Annotated in this window: 15 protein-coding genes; 7 read left to right on the forward strand and 8 right to left on the reverse strand. The window is 70.2% G+C overall.

Features of this window, described 5'->3' with window-relative positions; translation table 11 throughout:
• Window positions 1–177 precede the first annotated feature (177 nt).
• Genes BLT25_RS16620 through BLT25_RS16645 form a run of 6 tightly spaced genes read left to right on the forward strand, consistent with a single transcriptional unit; the run spans window position 178 to window position 6,401 of the window.
• Entirely contained in the window at window positions 178–1,731 is a 1,554-nt protein-coding gene (locus BLT25_RS16620; RefSeq protein ID WP_091048832.1) for an ABC transporter substrate-binding protein, read from the forward strand.
• Window positions 1,732–1,762: 31 nt separating this feature from the next.
• Window positions 1,763–2,692 carry an ABC transporter permease gene (locus BLT25_RS16625; RefSeq protein WP_091048109.1) on the forward strand — a complete coding sequence of 310 codons (930 nt, stop codon included), beginning with the start codon at window positions 1,763–1,765 and terminating at the stop codon, window positions 2,690–2,692.
• 13 nt (window positions 2,693–2,705) lie between these two features.
• Window positions 2,706–3,662 (forward strand): ABC transporter permease, encoded by a 957-nt coding sequence (locus BLT25_RS16630; RefSeq protein WP_091048111.1) that lies wholly within the window; start codon window positions 2,706–2,708, stop codon window positions 3,660–3,662.
• Between the two features lie 44 nt (window positions 3,663–3,706).
• Complete coding sequence (locus tag BLT25_RS16635; protein WP_091048834.1) at window positions 3,707–4,666, forward strand: ABC transporter ATP-binding protein; 960 nt, start codon at window positions 3,707–3,709, stop codon at window positions 4,664–4,666.
• Complete coding sequence (locus tag BLT25_RS16640; protein ID WP_091048114.1) at window positions 4,663–5,676, forward strand: ABC transporter ATP-binding protein; 1,014 nt, start codon at window positions 4,663–4,665, stop codon at window positions 5,674–5,676. Before BLT25_RS16635 ends, BLT25_RS16640 begins: the two co-directional genes overlap by 4 nt.
• Window positions 5,676–6,401: a sulfite exporter TauE/SafE family protein gene (locus BLT25_RS16645; RefSeq protein ID WP_091048116.1), complete on the forward strand. Its 726-nt coding sequence runs from the start codon at window positions 5,676–5,678 to the stop codon at window positions 6,399–6,401. Before BLT25_RS16640 ends, BLT25_RS16645 begins: the two co-directional genes overlap by 1 nt.
• Here BLT25_RS16645 and BLT25_RS16650 read toward each other — a convergent pair.
• The 5 genes from BLT25_RS16650 to BLT25_RS16670 all read right to left on the reverse strand — a co-directional run bounded on the left by BLT25_RS16650 (window position 6,398) and on the right by BLT25_RS16670 (window position 11,923).
• A complete protein-coding gene (locus tag BLT25_RS16650; protein WP_218131377.1) occupies window positions 6,398–7,414 on the reverse strand; it encodes a 2-hydroxyacid dehydrogenase in 1,017 nt (338 codons plus the stop codon). The two genes, BLT25_RS16645 and BLT25_RS16650, sit on opposite strands and share 4 nt — an antisense overlap.
• A gap of 50 nt (window positions 7,415–7,464) precedes the next feature.
• Entirely contained in the window at window positions 7,465–8,277 is an 813-nt protein-coding gene (locus BLT25_RS16655; protein WP_091048119.1) for an IclR family transcriptional regulator, read from the reverse strand.
• Window positions 8,278–8,298: 21 nt separating this feature from the next.
• Window positions 8,299–9,237 (reverse strand): alpha/beta fold hydrolase, encoded by a 939-nt coding sequence (locus BLT25_RS16660; protein WP_091048121.1) that lies wholly within the window; start codon window positions 9,235–9,237, stop codon window positions 8,299–8,301.
• A gap of 112 nt (window positions 9,238–9,349) precedes the next feature.
• The gene (locus BLT25_RS16665) at window positions 9,350–11,041 is read right to left on the reverse strand and encodes an MSCRAMM family protein (RefSeq protein WP_091048123.1); all 1,692 of its coding nucleotides are present in this window, start codon (window positions 11,039–11,041) and stop codon (window positions 9,350–9,352) included.
• Between the two features lie 288 nt (window positions 11,042–11,329).
• Window positions 11,330–11,923: a TetR/AcrR family transcriptional regulator gene (locus tag BLT25_RS16670; RefSeq protein WP_091048125.1), complete on the reverse strand. Its 594-nt coding sequence runs from the start codon at window positions 11,921–11,923 to the stop codon at window positions 11,330–11,332.
• 94 nt (window positions 11,924–12,017) lie between these two features.
• On the opposite strand from BLT25_RS16670, the gene BLT25_RS16675 reads away from it, so the two are divergent.
• Window positions 12,018–12,500 (forward strand): DoxX family protein, encoded by a 483-nt coding sequence (locus BLT25_RS16675; RefSeq protein WP_091048127.1) that lies wholly within the window; start codon window positions 12,018–12,020, stop codon window positions 12,498–12,500.
• Here BLT25_RS16675 and BLT25_RS16680 read toward each other — a convergent pair.
• The 3 genes from BLT25_RS16680 to BLT25_RS16690 form a co-directional block, all read right to left on the reverse strand.
• Window positions 12,484–13,947: an aldehyde dehydrogenase family protein gene (locus BLT25_RS16680; protein ID WP_091048129.1), complete on the reverse strand. Its 1,464-nt coding sequence runs from the start codon at window positions 13,945–13,947 to the stop codon at window positions 12,484–12,486. The two genes, BLT25_RS16675 and BLT25_RS16680, sit on opposite strands and share 17 nt — an antisense overlap.
• 38 nt (window positions 13,948–13,985) lie before the next feature.
• Entirely contained in the window at window positions 13,986–15,485 is a 1,500-nt protein-coding gene (locus BLT25_RS16685) for a GMC family oxidoreductase (RefSeq protein ID WP_091048131.1), read from the reverse strand.
• Window positions 15,486–15,629: 144 nt separating this feature from the next.
• Window positions 15,630–16,580, reverse strand: coding sequence for a PDR/VanB family oxidoreductase (locus BLT25_RS16690; RefSeq protein WP_091048133.1), 951 nt, complete (start codon window positions 16,578–16,580; stop codon window positions 15,630–15,632).
• Window positions 16,581–16,586 lie beyond the last annotated feature (6 nt).

A 16,586-nucleotide genomic window follows, 5' to 3' on the forward strand; every position in this document is an offset into this window, starting at 1 on the left:
CCCGAGGCTAGGTAGCGATCGTGATACGCGTCCAACATCGTCGCTGCATCGCTCGATGCCCTATGGGCATTGCCTGACGTGCTTGACGTCACACAAAACTCGCTCGTACGGTTCATCCACGAATGACAACGACGTCCACATATGCAGACGTCGCCGATCGACTGGAGGAACAGTCGCATGAACTTTCGTCCCTCGCTGCGGTCCCGTTTCGGACTCGCAAGCGCCTCGCTCATGGCTGCCTCGCTCACCCTCTCGGCGTGCGGTGTCGCCAACTCCGACAGTGCCGGCGCCGCCGGCGACACGGTCCGGATCGTGCTCCCGCAGGAGCCGCCGACCCTCGAACCGTGCGATGCCAACCTGACCTCGACGGGCGTCGTCGTGCGCTCCAACATCACCGAGCCGCTGGTCGAGCGCGACCCCGCCTCCGGTGAGCTTCAGCCGCTGCTCGCCACGGAGTGGGAGCAGACCGAGCCCACCAAGTGGACCTTCACCCTGCGTGAGGGCGTGAAGTTCTCCGACGGCTCCGCCTTCGACGCCGAGGCCGCCGCGCACTCGATCGACCGCGCGGTCAACGGCACCTTCGGCTGCAACGTCGAGGGGTACGTCTTCGGTGACGACGATCTCCAGGTCAAGGCCGTCGACGCCACCCACCTCGAGGTGGTCACCGCCGAGGCCGACCCGATCCTTCCGCTGCGCCTCTCCTTCATCGAGGTCGTGCCCGCCTCGACCAGCGACACCGCCAAGGTGCGCGAGCCGATCGGCACCGGTCCCTACAAGATCGAGGACTGGCAGAACGGCACCAAGCTGACCCTCGCGGTCAACGACACCTACTGGGGTGAGGCTCCCGCCTTCAAGACCGCGGAGTACCAGTGGCGTGAGGAGGGCAGCGTACGCGCCGCGATGATCACCAACAACGAGGCCGACATCGCCACCGGCCTCGCGCCCGAGGACCTCTCCGGCGACGCCGCGGTCCGCTACCCGAACAACGAGACCACCGCGCTGCGGTCGACCGGGACGTACGCCCCGCTCGACGACATCCGGGTGCGCCAGGCGATCAACTACGCGATCGACCGCGAGTCCATCGTCGACAGCCTCTTCGAGGGCTACGCCGAGGTCGCCTCGCAGCTCGTGCCCGAGGGCGTCGTGGGCCACAACGCCGACCTGGAGCCGTGGCCGTACGACCCGGAGAAGGCCAAGTCGCTCATCGCCGAGGCGAAGGCCGACGGGGTGCCGACCGACACCAAGATCCGGCTGATCTCCCGCAACGGCCTCTTCCCCAAGGTCGGCGAGACCGTCGAGGTCGTCCAGAAGGCGCTCGAGGACATCGGACTCAACGTCTCGATCGAGATGATGGACACCGCCGCGTCGGTCGAGTACCAGTCCCGGCCGTACCCGAAGAACACCGGGCCGTACATCATCCTCGTCCAGCACGGCAACCAGGCCGGTGACGCCCAGTTCTCCGTCGACCAGTACATGCTCAGCGACGGCGCCCAGTCGACCTTCGGTACGCCGGAGTTCGACGCCCAGATCGGGGCCGCCGACAAGGCCGAGGGCGATGACCGCCAGACCGCGTTCGCCGGCATCTTCGCCGACGAGCCGGAGAAGGTCTCGCAGTTCGCCTACATCGCGCACATGACCGGGATCATCGGCGAGTCGGACAACGTCGAGTACGAGCCCAACTCGGCGACCGGCGACGAGATGCGCGTGACCGAGATGAAGCCGGCCAAGTGATCCCGGCCGCGACTCACCCAGGAGGTCACCGATGGTGACGTTCCTCCGCAAGCGGGCCCTCACCTCGCTGCTGCCGCTCGTCGTGGTGCTGCTCGGGGTGTTCTTCCTGGCCCGCCTCACCGGCGACCCGGCCAGTCTGTACCTGCCGGAGAACGCCACCGAGGCCCAGAAGGAGACCTTCCGCGCTGTCAACGGCCTCGACCTGCCGGTCTGGCAGCAGCTGGTCGACTACCTCCAGGGCATCCTCCGCCTCGACTTCGGCACCTCGCTGAGCACGGGTGAGTCCGCGGCCGCGATGGCGTTGCGGGCCTTCCCCGCGACGCTCCAGCTGGCGATCACCACGATGCTGATCGCGGTCGTCCTCGCTGTCGTGATCGGCTCGTGGGCTGCGTACCGACCGAACTCGCTGGCCGACCGGTTCGCGTCGTTCCTCTCGATGACCGCCGCGAGCGTCCCCGACTTCTGGCTCGCCATCATGGGTGTCTGGGTCTTCGCGGTGATGCTCGGAGTGCTGCCGACCTCGGGTGTCGATGCCGGGCTGCTGTCCTGGGTGCTGCCGATCGCGACCCTGCTGCTGCGCCCCGTCGGCGTGCTCACCCAGGTGGTGCGGGGCGCGATGGTGGCGGCCCTGTCGGCGCCGTACGTCCGGCTGGCGCGCAGCAAGGGTGCCGACAGCCGTCGGGTCGTCGCGCACCACGCCCTGCGCAACGCCGCCGCCCCGGCGCTGACCGTGGCCGGCGACCTGGCGGTCGGGCTGGTCAACGGTGCCGTGGTCGTGGAGTCGATCTTCGGCTGGCCCGGCATCGGCAAGCTGATGATCGACTCGATCACCGGCCGCGACTTCGCCATCCTGCAGGCGGCCGTGCTGCTCACCGCAGTGACGATCTTCCTGCTCAACATCGCCATCGACATCTGCTACGCCCTGCTCGACGCCCGTGTGCGCGACAAGGCGATGGTGTGAGGGAGGAGAACTGATGAGCACCAGCTACTGGCGGATGCTGCTGCGCGACAAGGTCGCGACCGTGGCCGCCGTGATCCTCTGCTTCATCCTGCTCGTGGCGGTCTTCGGGCCGGTCCTGCTCGGCAGCGAGGCCAACGCCCAGGACCTGACCCGAGGCAACAAGGCGCCGCTCGAGCTCGACGGCTGGCTCTACGTCCTCGGCACGGACTCGCTCGGGCGCAGCGTCCTGGCCCGGATCGTCGTCGCGACCCGGACCACCCTCGGCGTCGCCATCCCCGCGGTGCTGATCTCGCTGGTCGTGGGCTCGGTGATCGGCATGTGGGCCGGCTACCACCGCGGTTGGCGCGAGACCCTCGTGATGCGGATCGCCGATGTGATCCTGAGCTTCCCGTCGCTGCTGATGGCGGTCGTCGTGCTCTACGTCTACTCGCCCAGCCCGCGCAACATCGTGATCGTCCTGGCGATCACCCGCATCCCGATCTACCTGCGCACCGCGCGGGCGGAGTCGGCCGAGCTGCAGAGCCGGGTCTTCGTCGACGCGGCCCGTACGTTCGGGGCGGGGAGCTTCAGCATCATCCGACGCCACGTCTTCCCGATCGTGCTGCCGACGCTGCTGACGGTCGCCACCCTCGACTTCTGCTACGTCATGCTCGCCGAGTCGTCGCTGAGCTTCCTCGGCATCGGTATCCAGGCACCCGACGTCAGCTGGGGTCTGATGGTGGCCCAGGGGCAGAACTACCTGCAGACCGCCTGGTGGCTCTCGTTCTTCCCCGGCCTGGCCATCGTGATCGCGACGGTGTCCGCCGCCGTGCTCGCGGCCTGGGTGCGGCTGGCCACCGATCCCGCTCAGCGGTGGCGGCTCACCGTCCCGAGGCGGCAGCGTCGCCGCGCCACCCAGACCGCAGCCCCGACCGTCACCCCGACCGTCACCCCGACCGTCACCGAGACCGTTACGGAGGACGCCCAGTGAACAGCGCTCTGACCGAGAAGGCCGTCGCCCTCGACGTCGACGGCATGAGCGTCGACATCCGCACACCGCGCGGTGTCGTCCGAGCCGTCGACAAGGTGACCTTCCAGGCGCGCCGGGGCGAGACCCTGGCGCTGCTCGGGGAGTCGGGATGCGGCAAGTCGATGACCGCCACCGCGGTCGTCGGCCTGCTGGAGCCGGTCGCCGACGTGACCGAGGGTGCCGTCCGCATCACCGGCGACGGCGGCACCACCGATCTGCGGTCGGCCTCGGCGAGGCGCCGGCGCGACATCGCCGGCAAGGAGCTGGCGATCGTCTTCCAGGACGCCCTCACCGCGCTCAACCGCGTCTACACCGTGGGTACGCAGCTGGCCGAGCCGTTCCGGATCCACCGCGGCATGTCCAAGAAGGCCGCCCGCAAGGAGGCCATCGAGCTGATGCGCCGGGTCGGCATCCCAGAGCCGGAGACCCGGGTCGACTCCTATCCGCACCAGTTCTCGGGCGGTATGCGGCAGCGGCTGCTGATCGCGATCGGCGTGGCGCTCTCGCCGGCCGTGCTGCTCGCCGACGAGCCGACCACCGCGCTCGATGTCACGGTCCAGGCCCAGATCATGAGCCTGCTCAAGGACCTCCGCGAGGAGCGCGACATGGCGGTCGTGCTGATCACCCACGACCTCGCCCTGGTCTTCGAGCAGGCCGACCGGGTCGTGGTGATGTACGCCGGCAACGTGGTCGAGCAGGGCCTGGTCGAGGAGGTCTTCGGTGCCCCGAAGCACCCCTACACCGCGGGTCTGCTGGAGTCGGTTCCCGTGCACGCCGAGCGTGGCGCCGAGCTCAGGTCGATCGGCGGCTCGCCGCCCGAGCTGGCCGCGATCCCGGCCGGCTGCGTCTACCAGGACCGCTGCCCGATCGCCCGCGACCGCTGCCGTGAGGAGCGGCCCGCGGCCCGCGAGGTCGCCCCCGGCCACCTGTCCGCCTGCCACTTCCCCGACGAGGTGAACCGATGAGCGATGCACCCCTTCTCGAGGTCCGGGACCTCACCAAGATCTTCCCGGTGCGCCATGCCGGCAAGCGCAAGGAGCTGCGCGCCCTCGACGGCGTCACCCTCGACCTGCACCGGGGCGAGACCCTCGGCCTCGTGGGGGAGTCCGGCTGTGGCAAGTCCACGCTGGCCCGCACGCTGCTGATGCTGGAGACCCCCGACGGCGGCTCCGTACGCTTCGACGGGGTCGACCCGACCACGACCAGGGGCGCCGAGCTGCTGGCGTTCCGGCGCCGGGTGCAGATGGTGTTCCAGGACCCGTTTGCCTCGCTCAACGCCCGGATGTCGGCCGGTGACATCGTGAGCGAGCCGTGGCGTACGCACACCGGCCTCCACAAGACCTCGCGTGAGCGGGCGGCCCGGGTGCGGGAGCTGCTGGACCTCGTCGGGCTGCGGCCGGGCGACGCAGGGAAGTATCCGCAGGAGTTCTCCGGTGGTCAGCGGCAGCGCCTCGGGATCGCCCGCGCGCTCGCGCTCAACCCGGACGTGATCGTCTGCGACGAGCCGGTCTCCGCGCTCGACCTCTCGGTGCAGGCACAGGTGCTCAACCTGCTCAACGACCTGCAGCAGGAGCTCGGGGTGGCGTACCTGTTCATCTCGCACGACCTCTCGGTGGTGCGGCACGTGGCCGACCGGGTCGTGGTGATGTACCTCGGCCGGATCGTCGAGCAGGGTGAGACCGAGTCGACGTTCGAGCGGCCTCAGCATCCCTACACCGGGGCGCTGCTGTCGGCGGCGCCCTCGCTCGACCACGAGCGCCGGCGCGAGCAGATCATCCTGTCCGGCGAGATCCCCTCGCCGCTCAACCCGCCGTCCGGCTGCCGGTTCCGGACCCGCTGCTGGAAGGCGACCGACGAGTGCGCCACCGCGCTCCCGCCACTCGCCATCGATCCGGTCGACGGCGCTCACACGGCCGAGTGCTTCCATCCACTGGGGGCGGAGGAGCAGGAGCTGGCCGCGGCCCAGGTGGGCTGATGGGGCTCTCGCTCGGGTCCTTCGCGCTGGTCGCCGTCGCCGTCGTCCTGGCCTCGGCGCTCCAGGCCTCCATCGGCTTCGGGATGGGCATGCTCGCCGCCCCGGTCGTCGCCCTCGTCGATCCCGGGCTGCTGCCCGGCACGCTGGTGATGCTCGCCTTCGTGGTGACGGTCATGGTCGTCGTCACCGAACGGCAGCACATCGACCTCGGCGGCACCGGCTGGGCGCTGTTCGGCCGGGTACCGGGGACGATCGCCGGAGCGCTGCTCGTCGCGGCGCTGCCCGAGCGGGGTCTCGCGCTGATGCTGGCCGGCGTCGTGCTGCTCGGTGTCGCGCTCAACTCGCTCGGCTGGCAGCCGCGGCCGGTGCGCCGCAACCTCGTCACCGCGGGTGCGGCCTCGGGGCTGCTCGGCACCGCCACCTCGATCGGCGGGCCGCCGATGGCGCTGGTCTGGCAGCAGAAGCACGGCGCCGGGCTGCGCAGCTCGATGAGCACGTTCTTCCTGGTCGGCTCGGCCCTCTCGTTCCTCGCGCTGGCCGCCACCGGGTCCGTCGAACAGCGCACCCTGCTGGTCACCGCGGCGCTGGTGCCCGCCCCGTTCCTCGGCTGGGGGCTGTCGCTGCTGCTCAACAAGGTGATGTCGCCGGTGCGGCTGCGGCGTACGGCGATCGGGGTCTCGATCTTCGGTGCCGTCGTGCTGGTGGTCGACCAGCTCCTGGCCTAGGGCCTCCTCACCGGGTTGCGCAGCGGCCGGCCCTCGGCCAGGGCGTCGACGTTGTCGGTGATGTCCTGCGCACGCTGGGCGAACACCTCGGCGGTGTGGCCCGACTGGTGCGGGGTCAGCACGACGTTGGGCAGCTTGGTGAAGTCGAGGTGCGAGGGCGGCGGAGCGTCCGGGTCGCGGGGGTTGCGCCACCACACGTCGATCCCGGCGCCGGCGATCGTGCCGGCGGTGAGCGCGTCGTGCAGCGCCTGCTCGTCGACCACCGGACCTCGGGCGACGTTGATCAGCACGGCGCTGGACCGCATCGCGGCCAGGGCGGCGGCGTCGATGAGCCCGCGGGTCTCCTCGCTCATCGGCACGGTCACGACGACCACGTCGGAGGCGGCCAGCAGCTCGTGCAGGGCGGAGTCGGGGCCGACCCAGTCCAGCTCGACGCCCTCGGGCACAGGCGCGTCGGGGTTGCGGCGTACGGCTCGGACCTTCATGCCCATCGCGGAGCCGAGCCGGGCCACGCTGGAGCCGATCTCGCCGAAGCCGACGATGCCGAGCGTGCGGCCCGCGAGCACGCCGCCGAAGGGGTAGCCGCCGGACACGATCGCGTTGCTCCACACGCCGCGGCGCATGTCGGCCTCGGACCGCAGGACGCCGCGCAGCAGCATCATCGACACCATCATCACGTGCTCGGCGATGGAGCGGCCGTGATGGTAGGTGTTGGCCAGCCGTACGTCATCGGGCAGCGCCTCGAGCGGGATCTTGTCGACGCCGGCACCGGTGACGTGGACCAGCCTGAGCCGGGGCATCGAGGCCAGCAGCTCCGGCGTCGCCGGGGTGGCCGAGGAGCAGACCAGCACGTCGGTGGTCGGGGCGACCTCGGCGAACCGGGGGTCGTCTCCCCACGCGAACGTCCACCGGTGGGGGGAGTCGCCGTTGCGGGTCAGGACATCGGTGAACCTGGCCATGATCGGCTCGGTCACGAGCACGTTCAGCGGCGTGGACGGGGGAGTGGAGGGCACCCACTCATTCTGTCAGCGTCTACATCTGTGGACAAGGTCTCCATATGAAGTCACGACCAGGAAAGGGAGTTGCGGATCGGCCCCACCACACGGACGATCCGGTCCGCCGCCTGGCGCAGCGCGGCGATCACCTCGGCCTCGCGCTCGGGGGTGAGCCGGGCGATCGGGATGGAGGCGCTGATCGCGTCCGAGACCGCCTCGTCGTAGTCCAGCGCGACCGCGATGCAGCGCAGCCCGAGGGTGTTCTCCTCGTTGTCGACCGCGTAGCCGCGCAGGCGGGTCGCCTCGAGCTCGGCGGTGAGCGCGCCGCGGTCGGTGAACGTGTGCGGGGTGAGCGGCGTGAGCTCGGCCGGCAGGTGGTCGTCGACCTCCTTCTCGGGCTGCGCGGCCAGGACCGCCTTGCCCAGGGAGGTGGAGTAGGCCGGGAGCCTGCGGCCGACACGGCTGTAGGGACGTAGGTATTGCGAGGACTCGCGGGTGGCGAGGTAGACCACGTCGGTGCCGTCGAGACGGCCGAAGTGGAAGGTCTCGTCGAGCTGCTCGCGGAGCTCGACGAGGAACGGGGTCACTTGCGGGAGATAGGGGTCGGTGTCGAGGTAGCTGGTGCCGGCGAGCAGGGCCCGGATGCCGATGCCGTAGAGCGTGCCGGTCGCATCGCTGCGTACCCAGCCGTGCTTGGCGAGCGTTCGGAGCAGGGCGTGCAGGCTGCTGCGGGGGACCCCGAGCGCCTCGCTCAGCTCGCGCAGCCGCACCGGCCGGTTCTGGCGGGCGGCGAGGAACTCCAGGATCTCCACCGTGCGGGCGGCGGACTTCACCTCGCGTACCCCTCCGGTGGTGGCGTCGGGCGCGGCAGCGTCGTTCATGTCCGCAGGGTAATGCGCGGGTCAGATGCCCGTCCACGTATGAAGATCGTCTTCCGGCTCGGGGCCGGTGCGCAGCCGCCTCTGCCACGCATCGTGGTCCCAGGTGGCGGGTGCGGTGCTGCGTACGAACTGCTCCACGGTCATCACGAACCGGCCGGGGTCGGACCGGAACGGGAAGTGGCCGGCGCCGTGGAACACGTCGAGGGATGCGTACGGCATCGCCAACCGCGCCTGCCCGGCATGTCGGAAGGGGACGACTCCATCGCGGTCGCCCCAGATCATGAGCGTCGGGATGTTCTCGACCAGGTAGCTACGGTCGAGCATCGTGACGACCTGGCCGTGCCAGTCGACGACGGCGCGCAGGGTCCGGGCGAAGGCCTGTCGGGAGCGGGCGTCGGGCAGAGCGTCGATGATCCGGATCAGATCTGTGGCGTCGACGCCGAGGTCGTGATCCAGGCGGCGTAGCAGAGCGAGAGAGGCGGACAACCCGGTCCGCGAGATCGGCAGCCGCAGCAGCTGGAGCAGCTCCGGCGCCAGCGGCAGGGTCGCGAGCCGCAGCCAGGTCGAGACACCCCGCCCGGAGCCGCCGTTGGAGACCAGCACGACCCGCTCGACCAGATGCGGGTACTGGTAGGCGAGCTGCATCGCGACGCCGCCGCCGAGCGAATGGCCGACGAGGGTGACCCGTTCCACGTCCAGCACGGCCAGCAGGTCGCGCATGCCGTTGGCGAACCCGCCGATCGAGTAGTCGGCACGTGGCTTGTCGGAATCGCCGTGCCCGAGCAGGTCGGGGGCGATGACCAGGTGGTTCTCGGCGAACAGCGGCAGCACGTCGTCCCACGTGCGCGAGCTGTCGCCGATGCCGTGGATGAACATGATCGCGGAGCCTTCGCCGCCGGTGCGAAAGGCGCGCTTGTATCCGTGGATCACCCGTGACTGCTGCGCTATCGCCCGCGCCATGACTGCACGCTAGCCGCCATCGGTTTCGGGCATGTTGCGGCGGTGCCGCGACGGCGCAGGACGGGGCCGCCCGGTGAACCGGGCGGCCCCTGTGGTTGGGCGGAGTGGGGGATCAGGGATCGATCACGATCGTGCAGGTGACGGTCCGCGTGGGCGAGTCGAGCTCGATGCCCTCGTGGGTCACCGTGTCGTCCCATCCGGGGGCGGTGCCGGTGTCCGGCGTGGTGCCGGTGTTCTCGCAGGTCATCGACGTCAGGCTGGTCTCGCCCGAGCCGCCGTCACGGAAGTTGACCTGGATGTCGGCCAACGGCGGGTTGGTGAAGGTCGCGACGGCTGCGCCGGTCGGCTGGTTGTCGCCGCAGTTGGTCCCGGTGATGACCGTGACCGTCTGCGCGCCACCCGGTGCGTCGCCGTAGCCCGGCGGGGGCGACGTCTCGGTGACGTCGTAGTCGCCGAGCGAGAGGCCGGAGACGCAGACCTCGCCGATGTCGGGATCCTCGTCGCCGGTGCCGTTGTCAGTCACGCTGGCGCCGTCGTAGGCGAAGACCGCTCCGGCGTTGGTGACCGCTCCACCCTTGGTGCTGTTCTTCAGGATCTTCAGCGCCCCGAGCTGGAGCTCATTGGTGTAGGTGCAGTCGAGTACGTCGGTGTCCTCGTTGATCGCGAACGTCACCGTCGCGCCGTTGATGCTCGGTGTGACTCCTGTGCTGGCATCGCAGTTCACGCTGACGAAGTCCCAGTCGGGCGGGATCACGTCCTCGACGACGGTGTAGCCGGTGCCGAAGAGCACGGTCTTGCCGTAGTCCTTGACCCCGTCATCCTGGAGCGTGAACGTGTTCGCGGAGGTGGGATCGGTGCTGAACGCCTTGGTGTAGCCGAAGTTGGTGGCGTTGGGGTCCTCGTCCGGGAGCGTCTGCTTGCGGATGATCACCTGACCGCAGTTCTGCAGGTTGATCCCGACCGGTGCCACGAAGTCCTTCAGCTGTGAGGTGAAGGAGTCCGAGGACCGGCTCTTCAGCATCGCGCTGCCGAACGATGTGCACCTGTTCGGCTGGAACAGGAGCCGCAGATCGAGTTGCGCCTCACCGAAGGTCCGTGCCTGCTTCGAGCCGGAGGCGATCAGCCCATCGGAGTCCGCGGCGGGGATCGGCGAGGAGTTGATGGTACCGGCCGCGCACGGGGCGCCACCGCAGGTGGCGGAGGGGACGTCCAGGTCCGTGGTCGGACCCCAGGCGGTGCCGGTCCATCGGCGTGCGGAGATGTCCGCACGGGAGCCGCCCTGGTCGATGGCGTACTCGATGAGCAGGTCGCCGGCGGTGCGGACGACATTGGGTCCGGAGGCGCACTTGGTGCTGGACTGGTTGAACTCGAAGTCCATCAGCGTGGTGCCGCTCGGGTCGCTCACCCGGCTCCAGGCGAGGTTGAGGAACCCGGGGTGCGTTCCGGTGCCGGCTTCCCGGTAGACGTGGAAGCTCAGCAGGTCGCTCTTGTTCGGCGGGATCGAGTCGGTCACCTCGCCGGGACAGGAGGTGTCCTCCTTGACGCCTCCGGCGTAGGAGTTGTCGCCGGTGCCGTTGACCTTGTCGGTGGCCCGGATCTCGGAGACGTTGGCCCAGTCGAGCGAGGGGGCCGGGTCGTCGACCTTGAGGTTGGCGTCGACGTCGATCTCGAAGTTGCTGCCGGCGAGGCTGGCCTCGGGATGAGACGCAGCGGCACCGGAGGCGACGAGCGTCGTGGCGACGAGGGCGGTGGCGCTCAGCGCCGCCAACCTCTTGAAGAGCCTCGGGTTGGTGGCGCGAGGCATGAGTGGGCTCGGTATCGAGCGCATGGCGTGTCCCCTTTCAGAGACCTCGCGGTCGCTGTCTACGTGGGAGGGCGGGGCCCGCTACCCAGATGCGGTGCTCCGTCGGCGCGCGTGGCTGCGGCCTGGACGGATGTTGTCTTCAGCGGGGGCGGGGGCATCGGTCTTGGGGCGGCCCGACGCCCGGTCCTCGTTATCTGATCGTTATCCCGTCGGGGGTATTCGCGCATGCCGAAGATCGGGTATTCCGTCGGCGAATGACGCCGCGGGTCGCGAGCATGCCGCCGTGGATCAGTGCTCGCGGGGCGAGGCGGCTCCGTTCGGTTCGCGGAACATCATCGAGGCGGCACCGCGGACGAGTGCTGCGACCTCGTCGGGGGAGTCGGCCTCGATGGCACCGCTCGCCGCGAGCATCGCGAAGCCGTGCACGAGGGCCCAGGCGCCGAGTTCGGTCACCTCGGAGGAGACCTGGTCGGCATAGGTCGTGGCGACGCGGGCGGAGCCGCTCAGGCTGGACCAGGTCCGCTCGCGTGGCTCGGCGACGGAGGGGTCCTCGGCGTCGTAGAGCTCGGGTCGGAACATGACCTCGAAGTGGGCGCGGTGCTGCAGCCCGAAGCGAACGTACGCGACGCCCAGCTCGGCCATCGACCCCGACGACACGGTCTCGAGCTCCTCGGCGAGCATCGTGAAGCCCTCGGCCGCGAGGGCGGTGAAGACGCCTTCCTTGCTGCCGAAGTGGTGCGCCGGCCCCGCGTGCGAGACCCCGGCCCGGCGGGCGAGGTCGCGGAGGCTGAGGGCCGAGGGCCCGGACTCGGAGATCGCCTCGACGGCGGCGTCGAGGACGGCGCGACGCAGCGCGCCGTGGTGGTAACGGTCCGCGGGCATGGGGCGAGTCTAGGGGCGATATCTAGGCATTGACAAGATCGACCCTGCCGAGCCAGTCTTGTCACTGTCAAGTTCTGGGAGGAAGGGGAATCACATGGCTCCGTTGCTGATCCTGTCGGTCGTCACCGCCGTCGTCCTGCTCACCGGTGCGGGTGGCTCCAGGTCGTGGGCGCACGCCCTGCGCTACGGGCTCGCCGCGATGTTCACGGCCACCGGCGCCGCCCATTTCGTGGGGATGCGGGACGAGCTGATCGCGATGGTGCCGCCGGCGCTGCCCGAGCCCGGGCTGCTGGTGACGGTCACCGGCGTGCTCGAGCTCCTGGGTGCCGTCGGGCTGGTGTGGCGGCGTACGACCCGAGCGGCGGCGATCGCGCTCGGGCTGATGCTGATCGCGATGTTCCCCGCGAACGTGTACGCCGCGACCCACGGCCTCGCCACCGAGTGGCTCGACCACCTGGTGCCGCGCACGATCCTGCAGATCGTGTTCCTCGCCGCCGCCGTGGTCGTCGCCCGTGGTCATCACGCGCCGGCGACCACGGCCGCGACGGTCCATGGAGGTCTCAGAGCACCACGGTGACGGTCTTGCTCTCGGTGTTGGCGAGGATCCCGTCGTAGCCGCACTCGCGGCCGACGCCCGACGACTTCAGGCCGCCCCAGGGCAGCTGGGGCATCAGCGGGGACCAGCCGTTGACCCCGATGGCCCCGGCCTGGAGTCCCGCCGACATCGTGTGGGCGCGGGCGAGGTCCCGGGTGTAGATCGTGCCGGCCAGGCCGTAGTCGGTGTCGTTGGCCAGGGCGAGCGCCTCCTCGTCGGAGTCGAACGGGATGACGGTGGCGACCGGTCCGAAGATCTCCTCGCGAGCGATCGTCATCTCGTTGGTGCCGGCGAAGACGGTCGGTTCGACGAAGAAGCCCGCCTCCCCGAAGGCCTTGCCGCCGGCGACCAGCTTCGCGCCCTCCGACGAGCCCTTCCGTACGTAGCCGAGGACCCGGTCACGCTGGGTCGCGCTGACGAGCGGGCCGAGCGTGGTCTCCGGGGCGAACGGGTCACCGAGCACCTGAGACGAGGCCGCGCCGCCGAGGCCGTCCAGCACGGCGTCGTACAGGGAGCGGTGGACGAACACCCGGCTGCCGGCGGCGCAGGTCTGGCCGGAGTTCGCGAAGACGCCCATGCCGATCGACGGGAACACCAGGTCCAGGTCGGCGTCCTCGCAGACGATCTGCGCGGACTTGCCGCCCAGCTCGAGAGTGGTGCGCTTGAAGGTGTCGGCGGTGACCTTCTGGATCTCCCGGCCGACCTCGGTCGACCCGGTGAAGCTGACCTTGTGCACACCCCGGTGCCGGACCAGGGCAGCCCCGGTGACCGACCCCTCGCCGGGCAGCACCTGGACGACGCCTGCCGGGAAGCCGGCCTCCACGACCAGCCGCGCCAGGTGGAGGATCGAGAGCGAGGCGTCCTCGGCCGGCTTGATGATGACCGTGTTTCCGCAGGCCAGGGCGGGGGCGAGCTTCCAGCCGAGGATCATCAGCGGCGCGTTCCAGGGCACGATCGCGGCGATCACCCCGACGGGCTGACGCAGGGTGTAGGCGTGGGTCGGACGACCGAAGTAGCCGTCGTTGCCGATCTGCTCGCCGTTGATCTTGTCCGCCCAGCCCGCGTAGTAGCGCAGCGTGGCGACCAGGTTGGGCACGAACAGCATCTGCGCCAGCCCGTTCGGGACGCCCATGTCGAGCGAGTCGAGGTCGGCCAGGACGGACGCGTCACGCTCGACGAGATCGGCCAGCCGATGGATCAGGGCGGCCTTCCCGGACGGGGGTACGCCGGCCCAGTCCCCGTGCAGGGCGGACGTCGCCGCGGCGACCGCCCGGTCGACGTCCTCGGCCGAGGCCGCGGAGATCTCGGCCAGCGTGGCCCCGGTCGTCGGGTTGAGCGAGGTGAAGGTGCCGCCGGTCCCGGCGACGAAGGAGTCCCCGAGGAGGAGGTCGGTCGTGAGGTCGTGGGCGAGGTCGGGCGTGGTGGTCATGTGCGTGCTCCTGGTACGTACGGGGGATGGTGGCCGCGTCAGCGGCCGAGGATGATGTCGGCGGCACGTTCGGCGATCATCGCCGTCGGTGCGTTGGTGTTGCCGGTGGTGACCGCGGGCATCACGGAGGCGTCGGCCACCATGAGTCCCTCGACGCCGACGACGGCGAGATCCGGGGAGACGACGGCGTCGGCGTCCGTGCCCATCCGGCAGGTGCCCACCTGGTGGTGGTAGGTCTGTACGGAGCGCCGCACCCAGGCCTCGATGGCCTCGTCGCTGTCGTCGGTGCCGGGTCCGGGCTGGACCTCGTAGGCGCCCCACTCCTCGGCGAGCGGACCGGTCGCCGCGACCTGGCGGACCTGGCGTACGGAGGCGACCAGGGCGGCGACGTCGCGAGGGTCGCTGAGCACGCCGTAGTCGATGAGCGGCTCGACCTCCGGGTCGGTGCTCGCGATCGACACGGTTCCGGTGCTCCGGGGCCGGATCAGGGCCGCGTGCAGGGTGAAGCCGGACGGTGGACCGGTCATCTCCGGGTCGTAGTAGAACGGGATGGAGAAGTTGATCGGCTGGGTGTCGGGGACCGGCAGCGCCGGATCCGACTTCCAGAACCAGTGGGTCTGGGTGACCGGCTGCAAGGGCTGGGGCGGGTCGATCTCGCGCCTCTCGGTGCCGAAGATGACCGGGACCAGCCAGTGGTCCTGGAGGTTCGCGCCCACACCCGGCAGGTCGGCGAGGACCGGGATGCCCAGCGCCTCGAGATCCTTCGCCGGACCGATGCCGCTGCGCAGCAGCACCCCGGGTGAGGCGAGCGCTCCCGCCGCGAGGACGATCCGATCCGCCTCGATCGTGCGGCGCTCGCCGTCGATGAGGACGACGGCGCCGGTGGCACGACCGTCGGTGACGACGACGCGGTCGACGAGCGCACCGGTCAGGAGCGTGAGGTTCGGGTGGTCGAGCACGTCACGCACGTACGCCGCCCACGTCGAGAGGCGCTTGCCGTCACGCAGGTTCAGCTGCATCCGGGAGACGCCGTCCTGGTCACCGGTGTTGTAGTCCTCCACGAGCGGGAGGCCGGTGGCGACCGCGGAGTCGATGATCGCCTGCTGGATGGGGGAGAGGTCCGGCGTCACGCGGTCCATGAAGCCCTCGCCGGTCTCGAGGTTCGTCTCGATCCGGTCGAAGACCGGCCTCACCTCGTCCCAGGCCCAGCCCTTGTTGCCGGCTTCGGCCCAGCCGTCGTAGTCCCAGGCGGTGCCGCGCACCCAGATCGTGCCGTTGAGCTGGCCCGAGCCGCCGACGACCTTGCCGCGCGGGGACATGATCCGCCGGTCCCGGGCGTGCGTCTGGGGCGTACTGGACCAGCCCCAGTTCTCCGGGCCGCCCCACAGCTCGCCGACGCGGGAGAGGTCGTGGACGGCCGGGTTGGTGTCCATCCCGCCGGCCTCGACGAGGGTGACCCGGAGACCCGCGTCCAGCAGCCGGCGGGTCAGGACGGAGCCGGCGGTGCCCGCTCCGAGGATGAGAATGTCGGTGGTCAACTGCCGGCTCCTGTCACATGAACGGATGGGGGTCCGAGAGAGGTGCTGCGGTGCGCAGGATCACGCTAGAAGTGGTGCTCGAGGGCTCACTATGGGGACAAGGTGCAGCGGGCTAAGGGTTTCCCCGACCCCGGCGCCCGTACCTCAGTAGAGCTCGATCAGCAGGCGGTCGCTGGTGGCGCGTGAGACGCAGAGGGCCAGCTGGCTCTCCCGGTCGGTGGCGGTGAGGCAGTTGTCGCGGTGGTCGACGGTGCCCTCCAGCAGGCCGGAGACGCAGGATCCGCAGACGCCTTCCTCGCAGGACTTGAAGACCTCGACGCCGTTGTCCTCGAGCACGCCGAGGATGGAGCGGTCCGTCGGGACCTCGAAGGTCTCGCCGGTGTCGAGCTCGACGGTGAACGCGCGGTCCTCGCTGGTGTCGACCTCGGCGGCGACGAAGTTCTCCAGGTGCACCCGGGCCTCGCCGACCGCCTCTGCGAACGTGGCGACGACCTGGTCCATGAAGCCCTGCGGGCCACAGGTGTAGACGTGGCTGCGGGCGGTGAGCCCGGGGACGACCGTGGCGAGGACCTCCGGGTGCCGGTCCCTCGGCACACCGAGGTGGATCCGGACCCGGTCGCGGAACTCGGCGCGGCCCTCCAGGAGGCCGACGAACGCGGCCTCCTCGCGGGAGCGGGCGAAGTAGTGGAGCTCGAACTCAGCGCCACGGCTGTGCAGGTCGTACGCCATCGAGAGCAGCGGCGTGATGCCGATGCCGCCCGCGACGAGGACGTGCCGGTCGGCGTCGTCGGCGACCGCGAGCAGGTTGCGCGGCTTGCTCACCTTGAGGTGGTCACCGACCCGGACCTCGTGGATCGCCGCCGAGCCGCCCCGCGACGCGGGCTCCCGCTTGACCGCGATGAGGATCGACTCGGGATCGTCCGGCGGCATGCACAACGAGTACTGGCGGAGCATGCCGGTCGGTCCGACCACGTCGATGTGCGAGCCCGCCGGATAGGGCTTGAGGGCCTGGCCGTCGGCCCGCACCATCCGCAGGGTGCGGATGTCCGGTGCCTCCTCGGCGATGTCGACGACACGGAAGACGATGTTCGTCATCGGGTG

Source organism: Nocardioides sp. YR527 (genome assembly GCF_900101045.1).
GTDB lineage: Bacteria > Actinomycetota > Actinomycetes > Propionibacteriales > Nocardioidaceae > Nocardioides.

Excerpts from the sequence above, each read along its gene's own strand:
- BLT25_RS16680 (WP_091048129.1), bottom strand. The coding sequence starts at position 13,947 with ATGACCACCACGCCCGACCTCGCCCACGACCTCACGACCGACCTCCTC.
- BLT25_RS16645 (WP_091048116.1), top strand. The coding sequence starts at position 5,676 with ATGGGGCTCTCGCTCGGGTCCTTCGCGCTGGTCGCCGTCGCCGTCGTC.
- BLT25_RS16620 (WP_091048832.1), top strand. The coding sequence starts at position 178 with ATGAACTTTCGTCCCTCGCTGCGGTCCCGTTTCGGACTCGCAAGCGCC.
- BLT25_RS16665 (WP_091048123.1), bottom strand. The coding sequence starts at position 11,041 with ATGCCTCGCGCCACCAACCCGAGGCTCTTCAAGAGGTTGGCGGCGCTG.
- BLT25_RS16660 (WP_091048121.1), bottom strand. The coding sequence starts at position 9,237 with ATGGCGCGGGCGATAGCGCAGCAGTCACGGGTGATCCACGGATACAAG.
- BLT25_RS16640 (WP_091048114.1), top strand. The coding sequence starts at position 4,663 with ATGAGCGATGCACCCCTTCTCGAGGTCCGGGACCTCACCAAGATCTTC.
- BLT25_RS16655 (WP_091048119.1), bottom strand. The coding sequence starts at position 8,277 with ATGAACGACGCTGCCGCGCCCGACGCCACCACCGGAGGGGTACGCGAG.
- BLT25_RS16690 (WP_091048133.1), bottom strand. The coding sequence starts at position 16,580 with ATGACGAACATCGTCTTCCGTGTCGTCGACATCGCCGAGGAGGCACCG.
- BLT25_RS16630 (WP_091048111.1), top strand. The coding sequence starts at position 2,706 with ATGAGCACCAGCTACTGGCGGATGCTGCTGCGCGACAAGGTCGCGACC.
- BLT25_RS16625 (WP_091048109.1), top strand. The coding sequence starts at position 1,763 with ATGGTGACGTTCCTCCGCAAGCGGGCCCTCACCTCGCTGCTGCCGCTC.
- BLT25_RS16635 (WP_091048834.1), top strand. The coding sequence starts at position 3,707 with ATGAGCGTCGACATCCGCACACCGCGCGGTGTCGTCCGAGCCGTCGAC.
- BLT25_RS16670 (WP_091048125.1), bottom strand. The coding sequence starts at position 11,923 with ATGCCCGCGGACCGTTACCACCACGGCGCGCTGCGTCGCGCCGTCCTC.
- BLT25_RS16675 (WP_091048127.1), top strand. The coding sequence starts at position 12,018 with ATGGCTCCGTTGCTGATCCTGTCGGTCGTCACCGCCGTCGTCCTGCTC.